20 protein-coding genes are annotated in these 23,736 nt (G+C 56.4%); 14 read left to right on the top strand and 6 right to left on the bottom strand.

Annotation, left to right across the window (positions count from 1 at the left end; translation table 11 throughout):
* Nucleotides 1-394: 394 nt before the first annotated feature.
* The 11 genes from kaiC to BIS10_RS08695 all read left to right on the top strand — a co-directional run bounded on the left by kaiC (nucleotide 395) and on the right by BIS10_RS08695 (nucleotide 13,031).
* Nucleotides 395-2,089, top strand: coding sequence for a circadian clock protein KaiC (gene kaiC, locus BIS10_RS08650; RefSeq protein ID WP_253504405.1), 1,695 nt, complete (start codon nucleotides 395-397; stop codon nucleotides 2,087-2,089).
* A complete protein-coding gene (locus tag BIS10_RS19015) occupies nucleotides 2,082-2,357 on the top strand; it encodes a circadian clock KaiB family protein (protein ID WP_392567164.1) in 276 nt (91 codons plus the stop codon). Before kaiC ends, BIS10_RS19015 begins: the two co-directional genes overlap by 8 nt.
* Complete coding sequence (locus BIS10_RS08655; protein ID WP_253504407.1) at nucleotides 2,354-4,606, top strand: EAL domain-containing protein; 2,253 nt, start codon at nucleotides 2,354-2,356, stop codon at nucleotides 4,604-4,606. Before BIS10_RS19015 ends, BIS10_RS08655 begins: the two co-directional genes overlap by 4 nt.
* Nucleotides 4,607-4,731: 125 nt before the next feature.
* Nucleotides 4,732-6,558, top strand: coding sequence for a sensor domain-containing diguanylate cyclase (locus BIS10_RS08660; RefSeq protein ID WP_253504412.1), 1,827 nt, complete (start codon nucleotides 4,732-4,734; stop codon nucleotides 6,556-6,558).
* Nucleotides 6,559-7,261: 703 nt separating this feature from the next.
* The gene (locus BIS10_RS08665) at nucleotides 7,262-7,618 is read left to right on the top strand and encodes a RidA family protein (protein ID WP_054641705.1); all 357 of its coding nucleotides are present in this window, start codon (nucleotides 7,262-7,264) and stop codon (nucleotides 7,616-7,618) included.
* A gap of 114 nt (nucleotides 7,619-7,732) precedes the next feature.
* The gene (locus tag BIS10_RS08670; RefSeq protein ID WP_083025242.1) at nucleotides 7,733-8,500 is read left to right on the top strand and encodes an AraC family transcriptional regulator; all 768 of its coding nucleotides are present in this window, start codon (nucleotides 7,733-7,735) and stop codon (nucleotides 8,498-8,500) included.
* Between the two features lie 116 nt (nucleotides 8,501-8,616).
* On the top strand, nucleotides 8,617-8,973 hold the full coding sequence (locus BIS10_RS08675; protein ID WP_253504415.1) for a RidA family protein: 357 nt from the start codon (nucleotides 8,617-8,619) through the stop codon (nucleotides 8,971-8,973).
* Nucleotide 8,974: 1 nt separating this feature from the next.
* Nucleotides 8,975-9,922 carry an ornithine cyclodeaminase family protein gene (locus BIS10_RS08680; protein ID WP_253504418.1) on the top strand — a complete coding sequence of 316 codons (948 nt, stop codon included), beginning with the start codon at nucleotides 8,975-8,977 and terminating at the stop codon, nucleotides 9,920-9,922.
* Between the two features lie 21 nt (nucleotides 9,923-9,943).
* Nucleotides 9,944-10,975 carry a histone deacetylase family protein gene (locus tag BIS10_RS08685; protein ID WP_253504420.1) on the top strand — a complete coding sequence of 344 codons (1,032 nt, stop codon included), beginning with the start codon at nucleotides 9,944-9,946 and terminating at the stop codon, nucleotides 10,973-10,975.
* The gene (locus tag BIS10_RS08690) at nucleotides 10,972-12,078 is read left to right on the top strand and encodes a class II histone deacetylase (protein WP_253504423.1); all 1,107 of its coding nucleotides are present in this window, start codon (nucleotides 10,972-10,974) and stop codon (nucleotides 12,076-12,078) included. The genes BIS10_RS08685 and BIS10_RS08690 overlap by 4 nt, the downstream gene beginning before the upstream one ends.
* Nucleotides 12,075-13,031, top strand: a complete 957-nt coding sequence (locus BIS10_RS08695; RefSeq protein WP_253504426.1) for a branched-chain amino acid transaminase — start codon at nucleotides 12,075-12,077, stop codon at nucleotides 13,029-13,031. Before BIS10_RS08690 ends, BIS10_RS08695 begins: the two co-directional genes overlap by 4 nt.
* Nucleotides 13,032-13,094: 63 nt before the next feature.
* Here BIS10_RS08695 and BIS10_RS08700 read toward each other — a convergent pair whose 3' ends face one another.
* The 6 genes from BIS10_RS08700 to BIS10_RS08725 all read right to left on the bottom strand — a co-directional run bounded on the left by BIS10_RS08700 (nucleotide 13,095) and on the right by BIS10_RS08725 (nucleotide 20,781).
* A complete protein-coding gene (locus BIS10_RS08700; protein ID WP_253504429.1) occupies nucleotides 13,095-14,219 on the bottom strand; it encodes a histidinol-phosphate transaminase in 1,125 nt (374 codons plus the stop codon).
* Nucleotides 14,220-14,246: 27 nt separating this feature from the next.
* The gene (locus tag BIS10_RS08705; protein WP_253504432.1) at nucleotides 14,247-15,629 is read right to left on the bottom strand and encodes an FAD-binding oxidoreductase; all 1,383 of its coding nucleotides are present in this window, start codon (nucleotides 15,627-15,629) and stop codon (nucleotides 14,247-14,249) included.
* 49 nt (nucleotides 15,630-15,678) lie between these two features.
* Nucleotides 15,679-17,310 (bottom strand): ABC transporter ATP-binding protein, encoded by a 1,632-nt coding sequence (locus BIS10_RS08710; RefSeq protein WP_083025251.1) that lies wholly within the window; start codon nucleotides 17,308-17,310, stop codon nucleotides 15,679-15,681.
* A 27-nt stretch (nucleotides 17,311-17,337) separates the two neighbouring features.
* Complete coding sequence (locus tag BIS10_RS08715; protein WP_253504435.1) at nucleotides 17,338-18,171, bottom strand: ABC transporter permease; 834 nt, start codon at nucleotides 18,169-18,171, stop codon at nucleotides 17,338-17,340.
* Nucleotides 18,168-19,148, bottom strand: coding sequence for an ABC transporter permease (locus BIS10_RS08720; RefSeq protein WP_253504438.1), 981 nt, complete (start codon nucleotides 19,146-19,148; stop codon nucleotides 18,168-18,170). The genes BIS10_RS08715 and BIS10_RS08720 overlap by 4 nt, the downstream gene beginning before the upstream one ends.
* A gap of 76 nt (nucleotides 19,149-19,224) precedes the next feature.
* Complete coding sequence (locus BIS10_RS08725) at nucleotides 19,225-20,781, bottom strand: ABC transporter substrate-binding protein (protein ID WP_253504443.1); 1,557 nt, start codon at nucleotides 20,779-20,781, stop codon at nucleotides 19,225-19,227.
* Nucleotides 20,782-20,995: 214 nt separating this feature from the next.
* Between BIS10_RS08725 and BIS10_RS08730 the strand changes: the two genes are divergently transcribed.
* The 3 genes from BIS10_RS08730 to BIS10_RS08740 form a co-directional block, all read left to right on the top strand.
* A complete protein-coding gene (locus BIS10_RS08730) occupies nucleotides 20,996-21,706 on the top strand; it encodes a GntR family transcriptional regulator (RefSeq protein WP_253504445.1) in 711 nt (236 codons plus the stop codon).
* The gene (locus BIS10_RS08735; RefSeq protein ID WP_253504448.1) at nucleotides 21,684-22,706 is read left to right on the top strand and encodes a histone deacetylase family protein; all 1,023 of its coding nucleotides are present in this window, start codon (nucleotides 21,684-21,686) and stop codon (nucleotides 22,704-22,706) included. The genes BIS10_RS08730 and BIS10_RS08735 overlap by 23 nt, the downstream gene beginning before the upstream one ends.
* Nucleotides 22,707-22,810: 104 nt before the next feature.
* The coding region (locus BIS10_RS08740; RefSeq protein WP_253504451.1) for an ATP-binding protein at nucleotides 22,811-23,736 on the top strand (926 nt) is incomplete at its 3' end.

Below are 23,736 nucleotides of genomic sequence, written 5' to 3' on the forward strand. Positions count from 1 at the left end.
ACAACGGCGGCACAGTGCTATTGGGATGATCAGCCCAGAGGCCTTTGAAGCCCGAATGATCGCTTAAACCAGTGTCCACTGTTGCTGGGTAAGATCAGTTAACGACGCTGAGTCCTGAAAAGCAATGGTGGAAAATGACATAGCTTGAACGTGTAAACAGTCCAAGTTATCTTGAAAAACACTGTGTCTTTTCGTTAATTTTTATTTAGACCCTAAAAGCAAAAATACGCAAATTCTAGGCCAATAAAACGTAAGCAACTGTTTTCATTGGCGTCTATTAATTTTTAAATTGCTTTGTTTTTTGGGAATTTTTGCATACAGGGGTAGCTTTCATTAACGCCACTGTATGGGTCCTAGGTAGGCAAGACGATATCCAGTTTTTAAAAGGTGCTACGTGCTCAAAAAACTTTCCACAGGTATTGACGGCCTTGACCAGATAACCAATGGCGGTCTGCCCATGGGGCGAACCACCCTCATTGAGGGTGAGTCTGGCAGCGGTAAAACGGTCATGGCGCTGCAGATACTAGTGAGCAGTGCCCGGCATCTGAAGCAGGCCGGTGTTTTTGTAGCGTTCGAAGAAAATGCCGTTCGAATTAAACAAAATGCCGCCTCTTTTGGTTGGGATATTGAGTCTTTGGAAAAAGACGATCTATTCTTCCTGGATGCACAGCCCACCAGCGACATTGTGCAGTCCGGTAGCTTCGATCTTGGCGGTATGCTGGCAGGGCTCGGCGCCATTGTCGATAAAATGGGTGCCCAGCGAATTGTATTTGATGCCCTCGATATCGTGCTCGCGCTCATGTCTGATGAGGCCGCCATGCGGCGTGAGGCTTTCCGCCTGCATCAATGGCTTCTCGAACGTGAACTGACGGCCATCATCACATCCAAGACGGGTGTCAGTAACACGGTAGTACCCAATGGAAGCCTCGACTTTCTGCTTTTCATGGTGGACAGTGCTGTATTACTCAAACACGAGATGATCCAGGGTATATCCCAACGCGCCCTGAGAGTTGTCAAATATCGTGGCTCTGCATTTGACGAGAACGATGCGCCCTACCTTATTAGTCGTCACGGCATTGAACTGGCCGCCACTTTTCCCGCTGATGACGACTTCACTGCTGTTACCAATGAGCGCCTTTCGACCGGCGTGGCACGGCTGGACACGATGCTCTCAGGTGGTTATCACCGGTCCGCCAGTATTCTGATCACTGGCGCTCCCGGGACTGCTAAAACCACATTGGCAGGCACCTTCGCTGAATCTGCCTGCCTGCGTAATGAACCCACTCTGTTTGTGAGTTTTGACTCCCGTGGTCCAGAAATTGTTCGCAATCTTGCGTCGGTTGGCATCGATCTAAAAGCCCACACTGAATCCGGGCTGTTGAAGCTCAAATCTGCAGGTGGTATCACGGGCAGCAGTGAGATTCACTTGATGCGAATCACTCAATGGGCTGAAGAGCATAACGCACGATGCCTTGTTATCGACCCGGCGTCGGCGCTCTCTAAGTCAGGCAATGCGTTATTGGCGCACAGCGTTATTCAGCGTTTGGTGGACTGGTCCAAACAGCGCGGTATCACTCTGTTGACTACGAGCCTGTTGGGAAAAGGCGATGCCGATATTTTTAGTACTCCTCTGCAGATTTCCACCATCGCGGACACTTGGATTCATTTGAATTATCACTCCAATGGGGGGGAGCGCAATCGAAGCTTATCAATCATAAAGTCCCGTGGAACGGCGCATTCGAATCAGGTTCGTGAGCTGGTGCTGAGTTCGCAGGGGGTCGATCTGGCAGATGTATACAGTGCCGGTGGTGAGGTACTTATGGGAACACTGCGACTCGAACGAGAGCAGGCCGATCAACTTGAAAAAGATAAAGCCGCCTTTGCCGCGCGAAGACATCACGCAAAAGTAAATGCCGAAATCAGCGATCTGGAGCAGCGGATGAAGCAGCTTCATCAAGACCTTGACTACAAGCGGGCGGAACTCTCTGATACCGAAACCACCCAGCACCATCTGAAGACACAGACGGATAATACCGCATCCCAGGTGCGCACTAAACGTTTTGCAGATCATCAAAATGACGATGAATAAACCGTTGACACTGAAGCTCTATACGTTTGGACGATCACCAAACTCTGTTCGGGCCCGCCAGAACCTGAAAGCCATCTGCGAGGCCCACTTCTTAAATCGGTTTACCATCGAAGTGATCGACTTGTCAGAGCAGTCCTATCGTGCGATTGAGGATGGCATTATGTTAACCCCCACGATGATCATTGGCTCGTCGCCTCCCGTAACGGTCATCGGAGATTTAAGTGACTCCCCCGATATCATTGATCTTTTGAGATCAGTAAGCCCATGACAGCTCTTACAGACGAAATCAAAGATCTTATTTTTCAGTTGCGACAAATTGAGAGTCGCATCAATGAGCTTACCAACGGGTCTGTCGATGCCGTCTTTGATGAGCAAGGCATGCCCTTTATGCTCAGCCAGGCCCAACAAGAACTCAGCCGACGGGCTGAAATCCACCGTCAGTACGCTGAACGGCAAGCTGCGATCTTAAATGCGATTCCCGCGCACATCACGCTGGTGGATAGCGAGGGAAAGCTGATTGATGTGAACGAAGCCTGGCGGCAGTATGGGCATGAGAATAATGCCCATGACCCGTTGTTTGGGGTCGGGGAAAATTATCTCACAACCTGTGAGAAGGCAGTTGGTGATCAATCGACCGATGCGTTTGCGGCTGCCGCTGGTATTCGTAGCGTACTTGTGGGCGAAAGATCCCAATTCTCCATGGAATATGCCTGCCACTCGTCCTCTCGGCAGCAATGGTTCCGGCTCATGGTTGCCTCCCTGAATTCCGAGGACCTGCATGGTGCTGTCATCATGCATTTGGACATTACCGAACGGAAGCTTGCTGATCTGGAAATGCAGCGTGCACTCAGCGTTTTCAAATCCAGCAATGATGGCGTGTTGATCACCGATGCCGAACAGGTTGTTCTGGACGCTAACGCAGCCTATTCAAGAATAACTGGGTATGAAAAAACCGCCATTATCGGCCATAAAACACAGTTTGTGCTTTTTGAACTCCAGTCCAGTGGACTTGAAGAGGACATTGCCTACTCCCTTGAAACCCAGGGCTTCTGGCATGGCGAAGTCAGAAACCGTCGGCGGTCCGGCGAGTTCTACATTGAAAACCTGTCCATTTCGGTCGTTTACGATGATTTAGGCCAGATCCTCAATTATATCGCTGTATTTTCTGATATCACCCAGAGCAAAGCCCACGAGGCGGAGCTTGATCGTGTTGCAAACCATGACCCTCTGACCAGTTTGCCTAATCGCCGGTTGCTCACTGACCGTCTCCAGCAGGCCATGGCCAAAGCGCGTCGTGAGCAGCATTTGCTGGCGATTTGTTACATCGATCTGGATAACTTCAAACACATCAACGATAAGCTAGGACACGCCATTGGCGATCGGGTTCTGATTGCAACCTCTAAGCGCTTGACCAGTATGTTGCGAGAGTCCGACACCGTCGCGCGAATCGGCGGTGATGAATTCGTTCTGCTGCTGCCTGATTTAAAGAGTGAGATAGAGCTTCACGCTTTGCTTCAACGGCTGATGGCAGAACTTAAAGAGGCGCTGACTATTGACGACTATCTGCCTATCGCATCGGCCAGCATGGGTGTGGTGTTGTTTCCTGAGGATGACGTTGATGCTGACACGCTGTTGCGCCATGCCGATCAGGCCATGTACGTAGCCAAAGAAAACGGCCGCAGTCAGTACCACGTTTATGACGCCAGCGTGGCGAGGAAGATTGAAAGTCGGAACCATCTCGTCGATCAAATTAGAATGGGGTTGATCAACCAGGAGTTTGTGCTTTTCTATCAACCGAAGGTCAATCTTGCCAACGGCATTGTCATCGGTTTTGAGGCCCTGGTCAGGTGGCAGCATCCCACCCAAGGATTGTTACCTCCGGCCAGTTTTTTACCTCCGATCATCGGGTCGGGCATTGAATCTCAATTCGGTGAGTATGTGATGCGCTGTGCGATAGAGCAGCTCAATGAGTGGTTAATGGCGGGCCATCGGCTGCATGTTAGCGTCAACGTAAGTGCCAACGAGCTGCGACAGGCGAGTTTATTCGACACCATTGACAAACAGCTCAAGCGCTTTCCCTCACTGGAAGGTAGTCAGCTTGAAATTGAGGTGTTGGAAACCGCTGCGGTTGAGGACATGACCCAAGTAATACTGACGTTAAATCAGTGTAAAGCGGCAGGTATAAAGGTTTCCCTTGACGATTTTGGGACGGGTTACTCCTCGCTGACTATTTTTCGCCAGCTACCTGTGGACATTCTGAAAATCGATCAGAGTTTCGTCCGCGATATGCTGACAGACCAAAGCGATGAAAATATCGTTGAAGGCGTGATCAGTATGGCGCGAGCCTTCGAGCGCCATGTCATTGCCGAAGGCGTTGAGACGGCGGCCCACGCTGCACGGTTGATCGAGCTGGGTTGCCTTTTTGGTCAAGGCTATGGCATTGCCAAACCCATGCCTGCCGACCAAGTTCTTGATTGGTTGTCTGACTCGATGACGGTCCAATCGTACGCAGAATAAAGACTGGAATGATTTTAAGCTACTCTTTATGCGCCATTGGCGTAGCGCGCAAGGAGTTACCAGGTTATCGCGGGCACTTCTAAGAGTAGGAAGTGGTTGGGCCATTCTTCCATGAGGGCGCTACGATGACGGAAGAACAAAAATATTTCTGGGCTAATTTCTCCGATAACCCCGAGTTGCTGTGTTTTCTCGCAGACGACTGTTTGAGTGGCATTTGGTTTAGGGACTTGACTCAGACCGGGGCGGCCAGACTTAGCGCCGGTTTCTGGTTGACCCTTGGCTATCAAGCGGATGACATACCGATAGACTCTCTGGCATGGCGGCCCTTAACGCAGCCCGATGACCTGACGCTTCTCGATGCCGACATGGCACGGCATTGTCACGAGCCGCAGTTCCCAATCGACCGAATCGTCCGATACCGACATCTAGACGGTAGTACTGTTTGGATGCGTTGCCGCGGTATTGCAATTCGCGACAGTGACGGCCGCGTACTTGGGCTTGCCGGAGCTCACATCGACCTGACAGATGTGAAAGGCAAAGAAACTCTGTACGACACCTTCGTGCCCGAAGATCCGTCGATCCAAGAGCAAGTAGATGCGCGGTTCCGCTATGAAGCCATCCTTAGGGGCACCAACGTTGGCACCTGGGAATGGAACGTCCAGTCCGGCGAGACCCGCTTCAACGAACGCTGGGCGGAAATCATCGGTTACACGCTAGAAGAACTGGCACCGATCACCATTGAAACATGGATACGCTACGCCCACCCGGAAGACCTCGCACGCTCGAATGCCGCGCTACAGGCTTGCTTCGAAGGCAACGCCGAATTCTACGAAGTTGAGGCCAGAATGCGGCACCGGGACGGCCACTGGGTTTGGGTGCTAGACCGAGGGAAGGTGTTTAGCTGGAGTTCCGACGGTAAACCACTAATGATGTACGGGACACATCAAGATATCAGTGACAGAAAGCGTCGCGAGGAACAACTACGGCAAAGCGAAGAGGCTTTTCGTAATAATTTTCACCACGCCGGTATCGGCATGGCGCTTGTCGGGCTTCAAGGTGAATGGTTAGTGGTCAACCGACGCCTTTGTGAATTTCTCGGTTATTGCGAGGACGAACTACTTAGACTTACATTTCAGGACATCACCCATCCAGGTGACCTGGACAAAGACCTTGCGTTGTTGCAGGAGGTCATCGACCGCCACCGAGAGCATTATCAGATAGAAAAACGCTATCTACACAAAGCCGGTCATGTGGTTCATGCTCTCCTGTCGGTTTCTGTAGTGCGTAATGAGGATGGCAGCGTGCGCAACTTTATCTCCCAGGTTGTCGACATCACCGCTCAGCGGAAGGCGCAGGATCATGTCGTCTCTCTGCTGACACTGGCGAATAAACAGAACCGAGAGTTGCAAAGCCTGAAGCAGCAGCTCGAGGTCGCTAATTTAGCTCTGCGTGAGGAGAGTCTCACTGATCCTCTGACCGGTTTGCCGAATCGCCGTGTCATGGACAAGGCCCTAGATGAGGCAATCAGTCGTGTCAAGCGTGATGCTCCAAGAACTCTGACCCTTGCCATGATTGATGTCGACAGCTTTAAGTCATTCAACGACATCTATGGCCATCCCGCCGGTGACGACTTACTGCGTTTACTCGGCAAGGTTTTGATTTCTGCGATTCGTCCCTATGACTGTGTGGCTCGCATCGGTGGCGAGGAATTTGCCATACTGCTGGCGGATACGACCATTGGAGAAGCCTTCAGTATCATCGAACGGCTCAGATCTACTGTCGAGCAAACATCCTGGCCGCACCGTGCAATTACCATTAGCGCGGGACTGTATAGTTGGCGCGAGGGAATGAGCAAGGAAGCATTCGTTGAGGCTGCTGACCAACAACTTTATGCAGCCAAGCGTGGCGGACGAAACTGTGTGATAGCTAATGCAGTGTCTCGAGACCAATGACGACCACGTCGTATAGAACACGATTCCGATCAGCCCACTTTCGTGGGTCAGTGTTTCCAGGATGTAACGATATTGAAGCACTAGCTCGTCGCTTTCCGTCACCAACAACTTTGCTGTTGGGCGGCTCAGAATAGAGGCAGATCCTAAATGCGCGCGGTGCGCTTGTCAGGTTATACCCTGCTTTAGTCCTTAAGCCGCTTCGTGCAGCTTGATATGTTGTCCCCCTCGTCTTGCTGCAGTGGGAGCAATCTGGTTGCCAACTGGTCGCCGCCTAAGCAGTTACCAATCATTAGCCGGGGGCTCAAATGCTATTGTGGTCGCGTTTTGGTCGCAGATTGGGTGTGACCAACGTGCTGTGTGCAAAGGATGTAAATCGCTAAAGTGCTGATTTAGCTACAAGGCCTTGTGCAAGCGCGGCCTTTAAAGTACATCTGTGCGGATTCAAAATCCGCCGCCTTTACGGGTGTGCCAGTTCGAGTCTGGCCACCGGCACCAAATTCAGGGGCTTAGCGTTTTATCGCTAGGCCCTTTTTTGTGCCCGTTGTTTGATGATTCACGCTAATAAAACGTTTTAGTGAAGATGTCAGTGAGTCAAAAATTCCAAATTTCAGCCCATTAGGGCCTAGTGCTAAACGCTTTTTATGGTAAATATGCGGGGTTGTTATAAACGAAAGAAAAAACCTACCTTCGCTGGAGATATCCCATGGGCGTGACCTATCACGAAAGCAATGCACGTATGAGCCAAGTGGCTGTTCATAACGGAACGGTCTACCTCGCGGGCCAAGTACCGGCAGATGCCACGGTGGGCATGCGTGGCCAAACCGAGCAGGTGTTGGCGCGCATCGATGAGCTGCTGGCGCAGGCGGGCACCTCTAAAGAGCACCTGATCTCTGCTCAGGTGTGGGTGACCGATATGGCCGAGTTTGCGGAAATGAACGAAGTGTGGGAAGCCTGGGTGGTGCCGGGTCGTCCGCCGGTACGCGCGGCGCTGGAAGCCAAGCTGGCCAAGCCCGAGTGGAAAGTGGAAATTATGGTGATCGCAGCCCTGCCTGACGCATAAGGGTAGTGGCCTGTTGTAGGGTGCGTTAATGCAACGTTAACGCACCCTCGATTTTAAGCGGGGCATCGCCGTATAGTGAAGGCCCTTGTTGAGAATCAACCCAATGGTAAGTTCATGGCCCAGTTTGAGCTGCATAGCCGCAATTTGGCCCCAGAGCAGGTGGCGCACTCCCACAATTTCCACCAGCTAATCCTGGCGACGTGTGGCGTTACCGAGCTTGCCATGGAAGGCCAGGGGGAGCGGGTCACCGCTCGCCGTGGCTGTTTGATCCCTTCGTCGCGCCATCACGAGTATCAGGGCGATGGCAGCAACCGTACGCTGGTGCTGGATATCCCCGTGCAGCACTTAGCCACGCTGGAAAAGGGCAGTGAGATTGAGCGCTTATTCGATAAGCCGCGTTTCTTTACCGTTCCGCCTGCCTTAAATCAGCTTACCCATGCGCTCGCTCATCAGCTTGATCAGTGCCCAGCACTGCAAAATGAAATCGCCGTGCTGCTGCTGCGGGCGCTCTATATGTACCTAAACGATGCGCCAAAACAGACGGCCGACCAGCTCGGAGTTCGGTGTATCAGCGAACGGCTCGATCTAGAACGTTTGGATGCTTGGCTAGATCAGCATTTGGCGGATGAAATACGGGTGGAGCAGTTAGCCGCGCTGTGTGCGTTAAGCCCTGGGCACTTTCATAGCTGCTTTCGCGAGTTAACTGGCGTGACGCCGCTGGCTTATGTACAGCGCAGGCGGTTAGAGCATGCGCGCACGATGGTTCGCCATAGCGCGCTGAGTCTTGGCCACATTGCCATGCTGGTGGGCTTTCGCGACCAAGGCAGCTTCTCCCGCGCCTATCGTCGTTACTTTGAGATTTCCCCCTCTTCTGATAGATAACGCCTGAACACGCTGCCTGCCTGACTTGCGGGCAAATTTGCCAGAGTTTCGGGCAAGCACACCCTTTTGCATCGTCGTAGTCTCAAGAGGATCCCCACCTTCCTTGGAGAGACCCCATGGGCGTGACCTATCAAGACAGCAATACTCGCATGAGCCAAGTGGCGATTCATAACGGCACGGTGTATCTCGCAGGCCAAGTGCCAACGGATACCACCGCCGATATGCGTGGGCAAACCGAGCAAGTGCTTGCACGTATCGACCAACTGCTGGTGCAAGCGGGGACATCCAAAGAGCACCTAATTTCTGCCCAAGTGTGGGTCACCAGCATGGCGGAGTTCGATCAAATGAACCAAGCTTGGGATGCCTGGGTAGTGCCTGGCCGCCCGCCAGTGCGCGCCGCGCTTGAAGCCAAGCTGGCTAAGCCTGAGTGGAAAGTCGAAATCATGGTCATCGCCGCAGTTCCGGAGGCATGATATGCAGGTCGTCTCAGCAGTGGAAGTAGCAAAGTATCTTGCTTGGCAAGGGTTGATCGAACGCTTACGGCATACCTTTGTGAACGGCGTGGAATCTCCGCCGCGTCATCACCATGCTATGCACCGGCCAGATGGTGAAGCCACCATGCTGCTGATGCCCGCCTGGGAAGCCGCTGGCTATATCGGTGTGAAAATGGTCAACGTGTTTCCGCAAAACGCCGAGCACGGTATTCCCGCTATTTCCGGGCTTTACCTGCTCAGCGAAGGCAAGCACGGCCAGCCGCTGGCCTGTATCGATGGCAGTGAATTAACCCGCCGCCGTACTGCGGCAGCCTCTGCTCTGGCTGCTCAAGCATTAGCCAACGAAGAGGCTGATACGCTATTGGTCGTGGGGACAGGAAAGCTGGCACCCATGGTAATTGAAGCCCACGCTAGCGTGCGGCCGATCAAGCGGGTACTGATCTGGGGACGTAACCCCAGCAAGGCAACGGCGATTGCTGAGGAGTACGCAAGCCGTTTTGATACCCAAGTAGTAGAAGCATTACCCGCCGCCGTGGCGGAAGCGGATATTGTCAGTTGCGTGACGCTCTCTACCCAGCCGATCATTAAAGGCGAATGGCTGACGCCAGGAACACACCTGGATCTAATTGGCGCGTTTCGGCCGCAAATGCGGGAAACCGACGCAGAGTGCTTACGCCGCTCACAAGTATTTGTGGATACCTACGCCGGGGCAAAAGGCGAAGCGGGAGATATTCTGCAGGCCATAGATGAAGGCGCTTTCCAATTTGATGACATCCAAGCCGAGCTTGCCGAAGTGCTGACAGGCACCAAACCTGGGCGCTCGGATAAAGACGCCATCACGCTATTTAAATCGGTGGGCGCTTCGCTGGAAGATTTAGCCGCTGCTATTGAAATATGGGAGTCACTGCCTGAATCTGCTGTTTCATAGTTTCGCTAAGGACTGCGACCCATGAAGTGCTTTTATCATCCTGATCAGGCGATGCATGCGCCGCCTACCTTCCTGCTACGTGGCCAGCCCGTCGCATCGCCGGAAGGCCCGGTGCGTGCCGAGCTACTGACGCAGGGGTTAGCAAAGGCTGGCTTAGTGCTCACTGCGCCAGTTGAGTCAGACTCCCCCAAGCTGCGTAAGCGCTTAGAGCAAATTCATACGCCGCGTTACCTGACGTTCTTGGAAACAATCTATGCCCGCTGGCAGGCGCTGCCCAATGCCGCCGAGTTCGTGGCACCCAACATTCACCCCTGCGGAGGAGGCCACCACTACCCGCGCCACCCGATTGGGCAAGCGGGCTGGCACCTGCACGATATGGCCTGCCCGCTCAGCGCGACCAGTTTTCAAGGTGCGCTGGCCTCGGCCGCCACTGCTGAGGCGGCAGCAGAAGCGGTGCTAGACGGAGAACCGGTGGCCTATGCGCTGTGCCGCCCGCCAGGCCACCATGCTGGGCCGGAGCGCGCAGGCGGCTTTTGCCTGCTGAACAACTCTGCGCTGGCGGCTACCGTGCTGCGCGAACGCTTTGCCAAGGTAGCGATTATTGATGTGGACCTGCACCACGGTAACGGCACCCAGGATATTTTCTACGCCAGAAATGATGTATGGACTGGCTCGCTACACGCCGACCCCAGCGATTTTTATCCGTTTTTCTGGGGCGGTGCCGATGAAGAGGGTAGCGATGAAGGCGTGGGTTGCAACGTGAATCTCCCCCTGCCGGTGGGCAGCGATGGCGAGGTCTATTTAGATGCGCTGGCGATCCTGATCGACCATCTGCAGCGCTATGAGCCGGATGCGGTAGTGGTGGCACTCGGGCTGGATGCCCATAAAGATGACCCGTTAGCGGGCCTTAATGTGGAAACCGAGGCGTTTATCGAGGTGGGCAAACGCTTAAAAGCGCTCTCGCTACCCATGGTGATTGTGCAGGAAGGCGGCTACCCCACCGAGCATTTAAGCGCCAACCTAGCGGCCTTTATGCAGGGGGTTACCGCATGAGTAAAACCGCATTTTACTGGCACGAACGCTGCTTTTGGCATGACCAGGGGGCCATCGGCGTGTTCTCCGCGCCGGGGGAGTTCTTGCAGCCCCAGGCCGCCTCGGAAAGCCCTGAGAGCAAGCGGCGGCTGAAGAATATTCTGGAAGTCAGCGGGCTGATTGACGAGCTTTACGTGGTGAAACCGCCTGCTGCAACGCTCTCTGACCTACTGCGTTTTCATACCCCGCGTTATTTGGATGAACTGCAAGCAGGGGATAAAGCACGGGGTGGCAATGGCGGAGACTGCGCGCCCTATATGCCGGGCAGCTGGGCGGCGGCAACCCACTCAGCGGGGCTAGCTATTGCTGCCATTGAGGCCGTGGCACTGGGCGACGTGGATAACGCCTATGCGCTATGCCGCCCGCCGGGCCACCATGCCGAAGCCGACCAGGGCCGAGGATTCTGCCTGTTAGGCAATATCCCCGTTGCGGTAATGCGTGCCCGCGCCCTAGGTCAAGCCAAGCGCGTGGCGATACTCGATTGGGACGTTCACCACGGCAACGGCCAGCAGGCGGCGTTTTATCACGACCCCGATGTCTTCACCGTTTCCATGCACCAAGCGGCCAACTACCCGCTGGAAACCGGTGGTTTCGACGAGCAGGGCGAAGGGGCCGGGTTAGGCGCTAACCTTAACCTGCCGCTACCCCCAGGCTGTGGCCTGGGGGCCTACGCGTATGCCATGGAAACATTGGTGCTGCCCGCTTTGGAGGCATTCAAGCCTGACCTAATCGTGGTGGCCTGTGGCTATGACGCCTGCGCCAAAGACCCGCTAGGCAAGATGCTGCTCAACAGCCAGGCTTTCGCCACTATGACCGCTCAAGTCAAGGCCGTGGCAGAGCGCTGCTGCAGCGGCAAGCTGGTGGTGGTGCATGAAGGCGGCTACTCCGAAGGCTACGTGCCGCTCTGCGGTCATGCGGTAATCCAAACCCTTGCGGGCAGTAAGACCGCCGTGTTCGATCCACAAAACGAAGAAATTGCCGCCTGGGGCTATCAATCGCTGCAGCCACACCAGCAGGCGTTAATTGATGGCTGGCACCAACAGTGGGAGCAAACAACCCGATGACACCACTCTATGATCGTGACGGCTGGATTTGGCTGGATGGTCAATGGCTCGCTTGGCGGGACGCCAAAGTGCATGTGTTCACTCATACGCTGCACTACGGCATGGGCTGCTTTGAGGGGGTGCGCGCCTATGCAGGAGCGCAAGGCCCCCAACTGTTTCGAGTGGCCGAGCATACTCGCAGGCTAGTGGAAAGTGCCCATGCGCTGGATATTCCACTGCCGTTTAGCGAAGCCGAGCTAATTGATGCCCAGCGCGAAAGCCTGACTAAAAACGGTTTAAGCAGCGCTTATTTAAAGCCCACCGTTTTTCTAGGCGCGGAAGGCCTGGGGCTGCGGGCCCAAGGGCTGACCACCCATGTGATGATTGCTGCCTGGGATTTAGGACCCTACATTTCCCCTCACGCGGCGTCCCACGGCCTGCGTGCTTTAACCTCTTCCTGGGCGCGCCATCACGTCAATATCAGCCTGTGTCGCGCTAAAACCAGCGGCCATTACGTGAACTCGATGCTGGCGCTCAATACGGCGGTAAAAGCCGGTTTTGACGAAACCATCATGCTCGACCCAGAGGGCTATGTGGCCGAGGCTTCGGCGGCGAACGTCTTTTTGCTGCGCGATGGCGTGCTGCACACCCCGGAAGTAACCTCCTGCCTGCAGGGCATCACCCGCGATAGCGTCATTCAACTGGCCCGCGATGTGTTAGGCATCGAGGTGAAAGAGCGGCGTATTACCCGCGATGAGCTTTACACCGCTGATGAAGCCTTTTTAACTGGCACCGCCGCCGAAATTCTGCCGCTGAGGGAGCTGGATGGGCGCAGAGTTGGCAGCCGTGCTGGGGCACCGCCGCCCAGCGAGCCGATTGCGGCTAATAGCGTGACGGCTCAACTGCAGCACCTTTATCGCAAAGCGGTGCGCGGCGAGCTAGAGGCTTACCAGCACTGTCTAACTCCGGCATAACCTTGTAATAGCCCTGGCATAGTTCTTGGCATAGTTCTTGGAATAGCACCGGGGCAAGCGGCGCTAGCCGTGCTGCTGTAGGGCCTTTTCCAGTGCGGCCAACCTGCCGGACTCCAGCGCTTCTTCCACTGCCGTAATACGGATCACGTTGGCTAGCTCAGGGTGGGCGAGGCGGGCAACCAGCACGCCCTCGGCCAGTAGCTCCTGGTGTACTGCAGCGGCCAATTCCGCGCTGGGAAGTCGAATGCCGATAAAGTTCGTCGCGCTGGGCAGCACGTCGGCACCCAGGCCGATAAAGTGCAGCGCCAGCTGCTCGCGACGGGCTTTGACCGCCTCGATGTGCTGGTGAACTTCTTCGGGGTGGTCGAGCACAACTTCGGCGGCGGCCTGGGTGAATGAAGACACTGCGTAGTGAATACGCACCTTCATCATTATCGCCAGCACATCAGGCTCGGCAATCGCGTAGCCAATCCGCATTCCGGCGAGGCCGTGAGCTTTGGAGAGCGTGCGTAGGCGAATCACGCCCGGAAGCGCCTGGCCGAGAAACTCGCTTCCCGCGTCATCACGAAAATCCCCGTAGGCTTCATCCAGCAGCAGCCAGCACGCCTCCGGCAGCGCCTCGCGCAGCTTAAGAATCGCACTATCGCTATGCAGGTGGCCGCTGGGGTTATCTGGGTTCGCTAAGTACACCAACCGCGCCTCTTCTTGATGGGCTGCTGCCGCTAGCGCTTCTAAATCCGGGGCGAGTACGCCGGGGGCTTCATGGTAGCTTGGCTCAACCAAGCGGCAGCCCTGGCCTAACGCAAAGTAACCGAAGGTAGGGTAGGTGCCTGCAGTGCTCACCACAACGTCTCCCGCCGTGCAGGTAGTGCGCAGTGCAAGGGCGATCAGGCTATCGGCACCGGCATCCACCAGCAGATGCTCCAAAGGAATGTTCTGTTGCGCGCTCAAGCGTTGGCGTACCCCTAACGCCTCGGCATCGCCATAGCAGTAAACGTGCTGCGCCACCGCATCGCCAAAGTGTTCCCGCAGGGCACGGTGGGGCATATCCAGCCCCTCATTAGAGCCCAGCCGATGGGGAATCTCTCGGCCCAGTTTACGCTCCAATACTTTGATCCCTGGAAAAGGGTTTACGGGGCCTTCACCTGTGAGATGCTCGGGGTAGCGGGGCTTGCTATGAGAGGACATGGGCGAATCCTAAAATATAAAAAGTGTTTAGCTTAAAATTTTACCGCGATTCAGCAGTCGATGCGGGTCAAGCGCATGCTTTAACGTTTGCATCAATTCCATTTCAGCCGCTGAACGGCAGGTGCTCAGCCAGGGTCGCTTCTCCAAGCCAATACCGTGTTCGGCCGAGATCGAGCCGCCTAACGTTGCCAGCGGTTGATAGACCATGGCTTCCACCTCGCGACGTACCGACACCTCGGCACTCCCGGCGCTGACGGAAATATGCAGGTTGCCATCGCCTAGGTGGCCAAACACGACCAGCCGCGCATCGGACCAGCGCTGGGTCAGCTGGGCCTCCAGCTCATCGGTGTAGCGCTGCATTTCGGCAATCGGCAGACTAACATCGAAGGTGAATAACGGCGCCAGCCCTTGGATGAGCCCCTCAATATCCTCACGAATGGCCCATAAACCATCGCGCTGGGTACTGGATTGTGCAATCACCGCATCGACAATGAGTTCCTGCGCTAAGGCGCTCTCTAGCGCTTCACGAAATTGGGTAGCATTGCGTTCGGCATCACTGCCCAAAGATTCGATAATGACATAGAAAGGGTGCTCGGTAGCAATCGGCGGGTTGTGGCGGCCCAGCGTTTCGGTGAGCAGTCGGTAGTGGTTTTGCCACATGACCTCGAAGGCGCCGAGGTTTCCTCCCAGTGCTTTGCCCATATGGCTGAGTAGCCCGGTGAGCGCCTCAAATGAGGGGCAGGCCACCATTGCCGTTTGTTCGCTGGGGGTCGGTGGCTGCAGGCGCAGCACTGCGCGGGTCACAATCCCCAGGGTGCCTTCGCTACCGATAAACAGCTGCTTCAAATCGAAACCGGCGTTGTTTTTCAGCATGCGATTCATGGAGCTGACCACGCGGCCATCGGCCATGACCGCTTCTAACCCCAACACCTGCTGGCGCATCATGCCGTAGCGAATCACCCTAACGCCGCCGGCGTTGGTGGCGATATTGCCACCAATCGTGCAGCTGCCCCGAGCGCCCAGATCCAGCGGAAACTGCAGGCCGACCTCTTTTGCCGCCTCTTGAACCCTCTGCAGCGGTGCCCCCGCCTGCACGGTGAGCGTCCCGCCCACGTGGTCTATTTCTTCAATGGCGGTCATGCGCTCAAGCGAGATCACTAGCTCATCGGGGCTAGCCTCCGCTCCATGTACCAAGCCCGTTAAGCCGCCGTGGGTGACTACTGGCTGCAGCAACTCGTAGCAGGCACGCATCACCGCAGAAAGCTGCTCAGTATTCGCCGGGCGAACAATCGCCCCAGCTTGGCAGGGCGCGCCCGTCATCCAATCCACGCGACGGCTGTGCACATCGTCGCCAGTCAATACATGGGCCGGGCCAACAATAGCGCGCAGCGCCTCCAGGGTTATTTGCATGTATTTTCCTTAGCTTGTCTTTCTCATTTTGTCTTGCCCATTCGGTAAATTACGCTGTCGCCGCTACGGGGGCTTCGCGGCCGGGAATGGCCTTGAGCAGATCCTGGGTGTAAGCCTCTTGTGGAGCGAGGAAAATCTGCTCGGCGCTGCCTTGCTCAACAATGCGGCCGTGCTGCATGACCACGATGCGGTCACAGATATGCGCGGCGACGCGTAGATCGTGAGTGATAAACAGCAGCGAAAGCGAAAGGCGCTGTTTTAATTCCTCCAGTAGCTCCAGTACCTGGGCCTGAATCGACACATCCAACGCCGAGACGGCTTCGTCTGCGACGATCAGCTCGGGGTTGAGCGCTAGTGCTCGGGCAATGCCGATCCGCTGGCGCTGGCCGCCGGAAAACTCGTGAGGAAAGCGCTCCACGGCGCTGGCACCCAAGCCGACCATGTCGAGCAGTTCGCCCGCCTGCTTGAGCGCCGTGGCTTTGGGCGTGCCGTTGGCAATCGGCCCCTGGGCAATTGCCATACCCACTTTGGTGCGTGGGTTGAGCGAGGCGTAAGGGTCTTGGAAGATCATCTGCACCCGGTGGCGCTCCCGGCGCAGCGCATCGCCTTTGAGCTGGGAGAGATTTACCCCATCGAGCAGCAGCTCGCCGCTATCGGGGTGCTCTAAACGCACCACGCAGCGCCCGAGAGTGGATTTTCCAGAGCCGGACTCACCGACAATACCTACCGTTTCACCCCGGGCCAGAGTGAGCGAAACATCATCAAGGGCATGCACTTCACGGGAGGGCTTGAGCCAACCGCCCCGAGAACGAAACACTTTGCTCAGCTGCTTGATCTCCAGCAGCGGGGCGACTTGGCTAGTCTCCCGGTGGGGCGGCACCGCATTGCTGGGAATCGCGGCAATCAACGCTTGGGTGTAGGCGTTCTGAGGATTTTCGAGTACCGGTTTGGCGTCGCCTAGTTCGACAATCTTGCCGTGGCGCATGACGCAAACGCGATTGGCGATTTCAGCCACCACGCCAAAATCGTGGGTAATAAACATCACGGCCATACCGCGCCGCTGCTGCAAGTCGCGGATCAGTTCCAGAATCTGCGCCTGGGTAGTGACATCTAGCGCCGTAGTGGGCTCATCGGCAATCAGCAAAACGGGCTCCAACGCCAGCGCCATGGCGATCATCACCCGCTGGCGCTGACCGCCGGAAAGCTCAAACGGGTAGGCGCGAATGGCTTTCTCCGGCTGGGGGATTCCCACTTCGATTAACAGCTCCAGCGCGCGGGCCTGGCGCTCTTTAGGAGTGAGCTGGCCGTGAGCCTCGAACACCTCGGCAATTTGCGCGCCTACCCGCATCAGCGGATTCAGGGCGGTCATTGGCTCCTGGAAGATCATGCCGATTTTTAGCCCGCGCAGGGCGCGGTGCTGCTTTTCTGACAGGGCAAGTAGATCCTGCCCTTCAAAGAGTATCTCGCCCTGGGTGGCGTGTACGCCCTTGGGCAGTAGCCCCATTACGGCATTGGCGGCCATCGATTTACCGGAACCGGACTCGCCCACCACGCACATGATTTCGCCGCGCTTCACCTCGTAGCTCACGTCCTCCACAGCTAGGGCACGATCCGCCCCTTTGGGGAGCGCAATATTGAGGTCGCGAATGCTGAGGACGGTTTCTGTCGATGCTTCATTCATAACAGGCACTCCAGCCATAACAAACGCCTAGCGCTCGCGTGATAGTTTGGGGTTCAGTGCGTCGTCTAACCCTTCACCCACCAGGTTTAACGCCAGTACGGTGAGCAGAATCGCCACCCCCGGGAAGAAGCTTAGCCACCACGCCTGGCGAATCACCGTGCGCGCCGCGCCGATCATATAGCCCCAGGACATCACGTTAGGATCGCCCAGGCCGAGAAACGACAGCGCCGACTCCAGCAAAATCGCGGTGGCGACCATGAGTGATGCCAGCACGATAATCGGCGACAGCGTATTGGGCAGAATCTGGCGCAGGATAATCGTGGTGTTGGACTGACCGACCAAACGAGCGGCTTCGACATACTCGCGGTGGCGCAGCGACATAAACTCGGCGCGCACTAAGCGGGCCACCGGCGGCCAACTGACAATCGCAATCGCCAGCACGATGGAGGTAATGCTGGGCTGCATAATCGCCACCAGCACTATCGCCAGCGCGAAGTTGGGGATGGTCTGGAAGAACTCGGTAAAGCGCATCAATATGTCGTCAATGATGCCACCGTAGTAGCCTGCAATGGCCCCCAAGGGAACGCCAATCAGCAGCGCCACGCTGGTGGATACCAGCCCAATCAACAGCGACACCCAGGCGCCGTGCATTAAGCCAGAGGCCACATTGCGGCCCATGGTGTCGGTGCCTAGGGGAAAGCCATCTTGCGAGAGCGGCGGCAAAAAGGGTCGCTGCACCATGCGCCAGGGCGATTCGGGAAACAGCAGCGGCGCCAGTATGGCCATGGCGATAATCAGCAGCAGGATGATCAGCCCGATGAGGGCGCCACGGTTCTGCGCGAAGCGTGCGAAAAAGCTCATGCGGCCCCCTTCTTGATGCGTGGATCAGCCAGGCTGTACACCAAATCGGTAATGATGTTGAAGACAATCACCAGCGCCGCCGAGAAGAAGAAAATGCCCAACAGTAGGTTGTAGTCGCGCTGCTCAAGGGCTTCGAACATTAAGCGCCCGATGCCGGGCCAGGCAAACACGGTTTCGGTCAGGATCGCCCCGCCGACCATCTGCCCCGCCTGCAGGCCTGCTAACGTGATTATCGGTAGCAGGGCATTACGCAACACATGACGGCGCTGAATAATGCTGGGCTTCAAGCCCTTGGCGCGGGCGGTTTTGACGTAATCCTGCTGAGCGGCATCCAGCATCGACGTGCGCGTCATGCGGGTGTAAATCGCCATAAAGAACAGCGCCAGCGTGGTGGCGGGCAATACCAAGTGCTTGGCCACATCGAGCACCAGCGCCAACCCCGTATGGCCCGCCCCCACGGTGTAAAGCCCATAGGCGGGCAGCCAGCCCAGGTAAACGGAAAAGACCACCACCGACATCAGTGCGACCCAGAACAGCGGCGTGGCGTAGAACACCAGCGCCAGCGCCATGATCAGTGAGCCAGAGGGCTTCTTGACCCGCGCGGCGGCCATGGAGCCTGCCACAATGCCCAGTACCAGCGAGAGCACAAAGGCAGTGCCGGTGAGCAGTAGGGTGGCGGGCAGGCGATCCATAATCAGATCAAACACCGGCACGCCCAGTCGGTAGGAGTAGCCGAAATCGAGCATGGCGATACCCGACACGTAATGCCACAGCTGTACATACATCGGCTGGTCGAGCCCAAAGCGCTCGCGCAACTGATCGAGAAACTCCTGATCCGCGGCACCTGCTTCGCCGGCCAGAATGGCGGCCGGGTCACCGGGGGCCAGCTGAATTAGCAGGAAGTTAAAAATAACGATTAAAAACAGCACAATCACGGCCTTGAGAAGCCGCATTAGGATGAGGCGCGCGTAAACCATAAGTCGTTTCCTGACGAATACCTTCAAGGCGTGGCTAGAAAACCCAGGTAGCAGGCGCTACCTGGGTGGCTTGGGTTTAGCGATCTAGCCAAGCATCTTTAAAGCCGTCGTTAACACCCACGCCGGAGGTGACCAGGTTTTTCACATCACAGCGGTAAAGGGTCGGGAAGCCTAGCTCCATCAGCCAGCCAACGGGCACGTCTTCATGGAGGATTTCCTGTACTTCGCGGTAAAGTTTTTCGCGCTCTTCGTCGGGGAATGCCGTGGCGGCCTCGTTGAAGAGTTCGTCGACACGCTCGTTTTCGTAGCCCTCTACGTTATTCCAAGGCGAGCCTTTGGCAATGTTGTCGGAAAGGTAGGTGCGTGAAATACCCAGCGCCGGGTCGCCGTACTGGTAGAGGTAGGTAAATGCTAGGTCGTAATCCCAATCGCCCAGGCGCTGGTTCCAGCCGCCCACGTCGGTGGCCTGGGTTTCAACGTTAATGCCCACTTCGCGCAGGTTCTGCTGCACGGCTTCTGCCCAGCGGGTCCAGGTTTCGCCGTAGGGCAGCGGCAGGATGGTGATCTCTTCACCGTCATAACCCATTTCATCCAGCAGCTCACGGGCGCGGTCTGGATTGTAGTCGTAGGGTTCTAGGTCATCATTCTGGAAGCGCGCATTGGAGCCAAAGGCGGAGAGCGGCACATTGCCCAGACCGTTCCACAGAACATCTTTGGCGAACTCGCGATCCATGGCGTACATCACTGCTTGACGGAAGCGCTTGTCAGCGGTGGGACCTTCGCGGTTGTTCATCCACAGCATGGCAAAGGGGCTGAAATATTCGTGGCCCTCTTCGGTCATGCAGACGTTATCCATCTCGGCTAGGCGAGGAATGTCGAAGTTCTCGACAGTGCCGCTGGGCAGCACGTCAATGGTCTCGTTCTCAAACGCCACCGCACGGGAAGCACCGTCAGGAATGATGTGCCAGTTCACGCCATCCAGGTAGGGCAGCCCCTCTTCGTAATACTCATCGTTCTTGACCAATTCAATCACCGTGCCGCGCTCCCAGTTGGAGAACTTGAACGGGCCGGTGCCGATGGGGTGATCGTTGTGCTCGTTATTACGGAAATCGGTACCTGCATAAAGATGCTCAGGCACCATGGTAAAGGTGCCTGCTTCGAAGGAGATCAGGAACGGGCCGAAGGGCTGCTTCAGCGTAAATACGACGGTGTGATCGTCGGTGGCTTCGATACTCTCCACGTGCTGCAGCACGGCGCGGGCGCTGGGGTTCAACTCACGGTGGAAAACATCGGCGGAGAACACCACATCTTCAGCGGTGAAGGGCTCTCCATCGTGCCAGGTAACGTTCTCTCTCAGGTGGAAGGTGTAGGTGCGACCATCGTCGCTGACCTCCCACGACTCCGCCAATTGCGGCATGGGCTCTAGGTCGGTGGTGTAACGGAGTAAGCCCTCATAAATATTGCCCGCGACGGTGCGGGTGGGCGCGTTCTGAATCATACCCAGCACTAGGCCCGGTGGCTCTGGCTGAATAATCGTATTTACGGTACCGCCCTGTTTGGGGTCTTCTGCCAGGGTGGTGGTTGAAACGGCGAGTGCTGCAGCGGAAATGGCCAAAGCCAATGGGGTCTTCATGTTTCCTGCTCCTCAGTTATTAGCACGTAATAGGCTTACGTAGTCGTTAGGCGAGCGAGGCGTGACGGTTCAGGCCCGATTGTGATGTTTATTAGGGACCTGTTTTGACCATAGCAGTGGTTTATAAAACTGTCGACAGTCGTCAGTCGGCCGTCGACAAAGATAGTTTTTGCGTCATACTAAAAGTACGTAATACTTAATATGAGTGTAAATTATGGCACCACCGTTAGCGGCGCCAAGCGCCTTTATTCAGCAACATAATCTCGTTGAACAGGTGGCCGACTACTTAACCCAAGCGATTATTCAGCAACACTTTTTACCCGGCGAACGGCTTTCTGAAGTACAGCTCTCCCGTGAGCTAGGAGTCAGCCGGGCACCGGTTCGTGAGGCGGCGCGCTTGCTGGAAAGCAGAGGTTTGTTGATCTCAAAACCCCGGCGAGGGTTTTTCGTTCGGGCGTTGAATGCCGTTGAATTAGAGGACGTCTTTGACCTGCGTTTATGTTTGGAGCGGCACGCGATTCAGCGTTTATCCGAGCATTACAGTGCTGAGGTTGAGCGTGCCCTAAAGCAGCAGGTAGAGGTACTGTGTGAGGCAGCGGCCAGCAACGATGGCACGCGCCGCATTGAGGAAGACTTACAGTTTCACCGCCTGATGCTGCACTACGCGGGCAACGAGCGGCTGCTGCGTGCCTTCGACAACCTGACCCACGAGCTGCGCCTGTGTATCACACTTATCACCAAGACCCATGAAGCCCCCGACACCATCGCGACCAGCCATTACAAGCTGTTGGACGCGCTCGGCAGTGGCCGCCCAGACGCTTGCCGTGAGGCGATTGATTACCATATCGGGGTGGCCCGCGATTTTGTGGTGAAGGGAGTGGGGGACACTGGAGACCATACCCATGAAGACGTTCTTCCACGCTGACCAGGCGCTTCATCAGCCGCAAACCTACTTCTCCCGCGGCAAAATGCGCACGCCTCAGGAAGTGCCCGAACGCGCCATGCACCTGCTAGCCGCCGCCAAAAGGCTTGGGTTTGAGCTCCAGGCACCTGTTGATCATGGCGTGGGGCCGCTAAGGGCGGTGCATTCGCTGGCCTATCTACGGTTTCTGGAAAGTGCCCACCGGCGCTGGCATGCCCTGGGCGAAGATTGGGGTGAAGAGGTAATCTCTAATATCTTTGTGCGCTCACCCAACGCCCTGCGCGGGATATTGGCGGAAGCCGGGCGCTACTTAGCGGATGGCAGTGCACCAGTGGGGCAGCATACCTGGCAGTCGGCTTATTGGTCGGCGCAGAGTGCCGTGGCTGGGGCAGAGGCGTTGCTGGCTGGGGAACGGTTTGCCTACGCGTTATCGCGCCCGCCGGGCCATCACGCGGGCATCGATTCTGCCGGTGGCTTCTGCTTTCTCAACAATGCTGCCATTGCTGCACAGCATCTCACCTCGCGCTACCCGCGTATCGTCGTGCTCGACCCGGATATGCACCACGGCCAAGGCATTCAAGAAATCTTCTACCAGCGCGATGATGTGCTGTATATCTCGATTCACGGCGATACCACCAACTTCTACCCGGCAGTATCCGGCTTTGAAGAGGAGCGTGGGCAAGGCGCGGGGCTGGGCTACAACCTCAACCTACCGATGCCCCACGGTTCAGAAGAAGCAGTGTTCTTTGACCGCTTGGAGGAGGCTTGCCAAGCTATTCGCCTGTTCGAGCCGGATGCCATTGTTCTGGCACTGGGTTTCGATATTTACGAGCGCGACCCCCAAGCCAAGGTCGCCGTGTCGACGCCAGGGTTTGCTGAACTTGGCCGCCGGGTAGCGGGCCTGAACGTACCCACGCTGGTAGTACAGGAAGGCGGCTACTACCTGGAAGGGCTGGAAGCCAATGCGGTGAGCTTCTTTGAGGGGCTACTCATGCGCGAATGATCGTGGTCGTGTGATTCCCACTGCTGCACCGAGAAGAGTAAGACAAGCGCTGGAGGTGTCTGGCAAGATAGCGTTTTCGGACGTTAAACGATCAAGGACACGGCATGGCCCACCTGCTACGCATCGTGATGATTCACGGCCACTTAAACGGGGTGGTCGAACTCAGTGTGGATGGCCACACCAATATTTGCGGCACCAACGCCTCCGGTAAAACCACGCTGCAGCGGCTGGTGCCGGTGTTTTACGGCGAATTACCTAACAAGGTCGTGCCCAAAACGCGCATGAAGTTCGATGCGTTCTACCTGCCCAACCGCAACAGCTACCTGGTGTACGAATACCGCCGCGAAGCGGGCAATATCTGCCAGGCGGTGCTGACCCGCAAAGCAGAAGGCGGGGTGGAGTACCGATTCGTTGGCGCGCCCTATCAGCCGGAAGACTATCTGGTAGAGAGCGAGGCGGGCGTAGCGGCGCTGGACTACACCCAGTGGGCCAGCGGCCTGCGACGCAACGGCACGCCGGTGTCGCCCAAACTGGGCGCTACCTCTGAATTTCGCTCGGTGATCCAAAACGACTTTACCCAACTGCACGGCAACAGCCGCGACGGCCTCAAGCTGCGTCAGATCGCGTCGCAGTTCAGCCTAGTGAAGCCCGAGCGGCGCATCCGCCATATCGAAAAGCTGGTCTCGGCGGTGCATGCCAAAGAGGGCAAGATGGACACCCTCAAAACCATGCTGGCGGCGATTTTCGAAGAGGATGGCGTCGAGCTGCCGGTAACTCGAATTCGCAACACCAAGGCGCGGGAGTGGATCGCCCAGATGCGCCAATCCATGCGTCTGGAACCGCTGCAGGCCTCTCTCGCCCGGCTCGCCGGTATTGATCGTGAACTCGCCGACCTGGATGCCACGCTGTGGCAACTGAAGCCCCAGCTAGAAGAAGACCGCCAGAAAGCAGAGCGGCAAATGGCCGATGTAGATGCCGAGCTTGCCCGCCATCACCGCGAGTTCCAGCAGCGGGAGAGCGACTATAATGA

Source organism: Halomonas sp. 707B3 (genome assembly GCF_024158645.1).
GTDB lineage: Bacteria > Pseudomonadota > Gammaproteobacteria > Pseudomonadales > Halomonadaceae > Vreelandella > Vreelandella lionensis.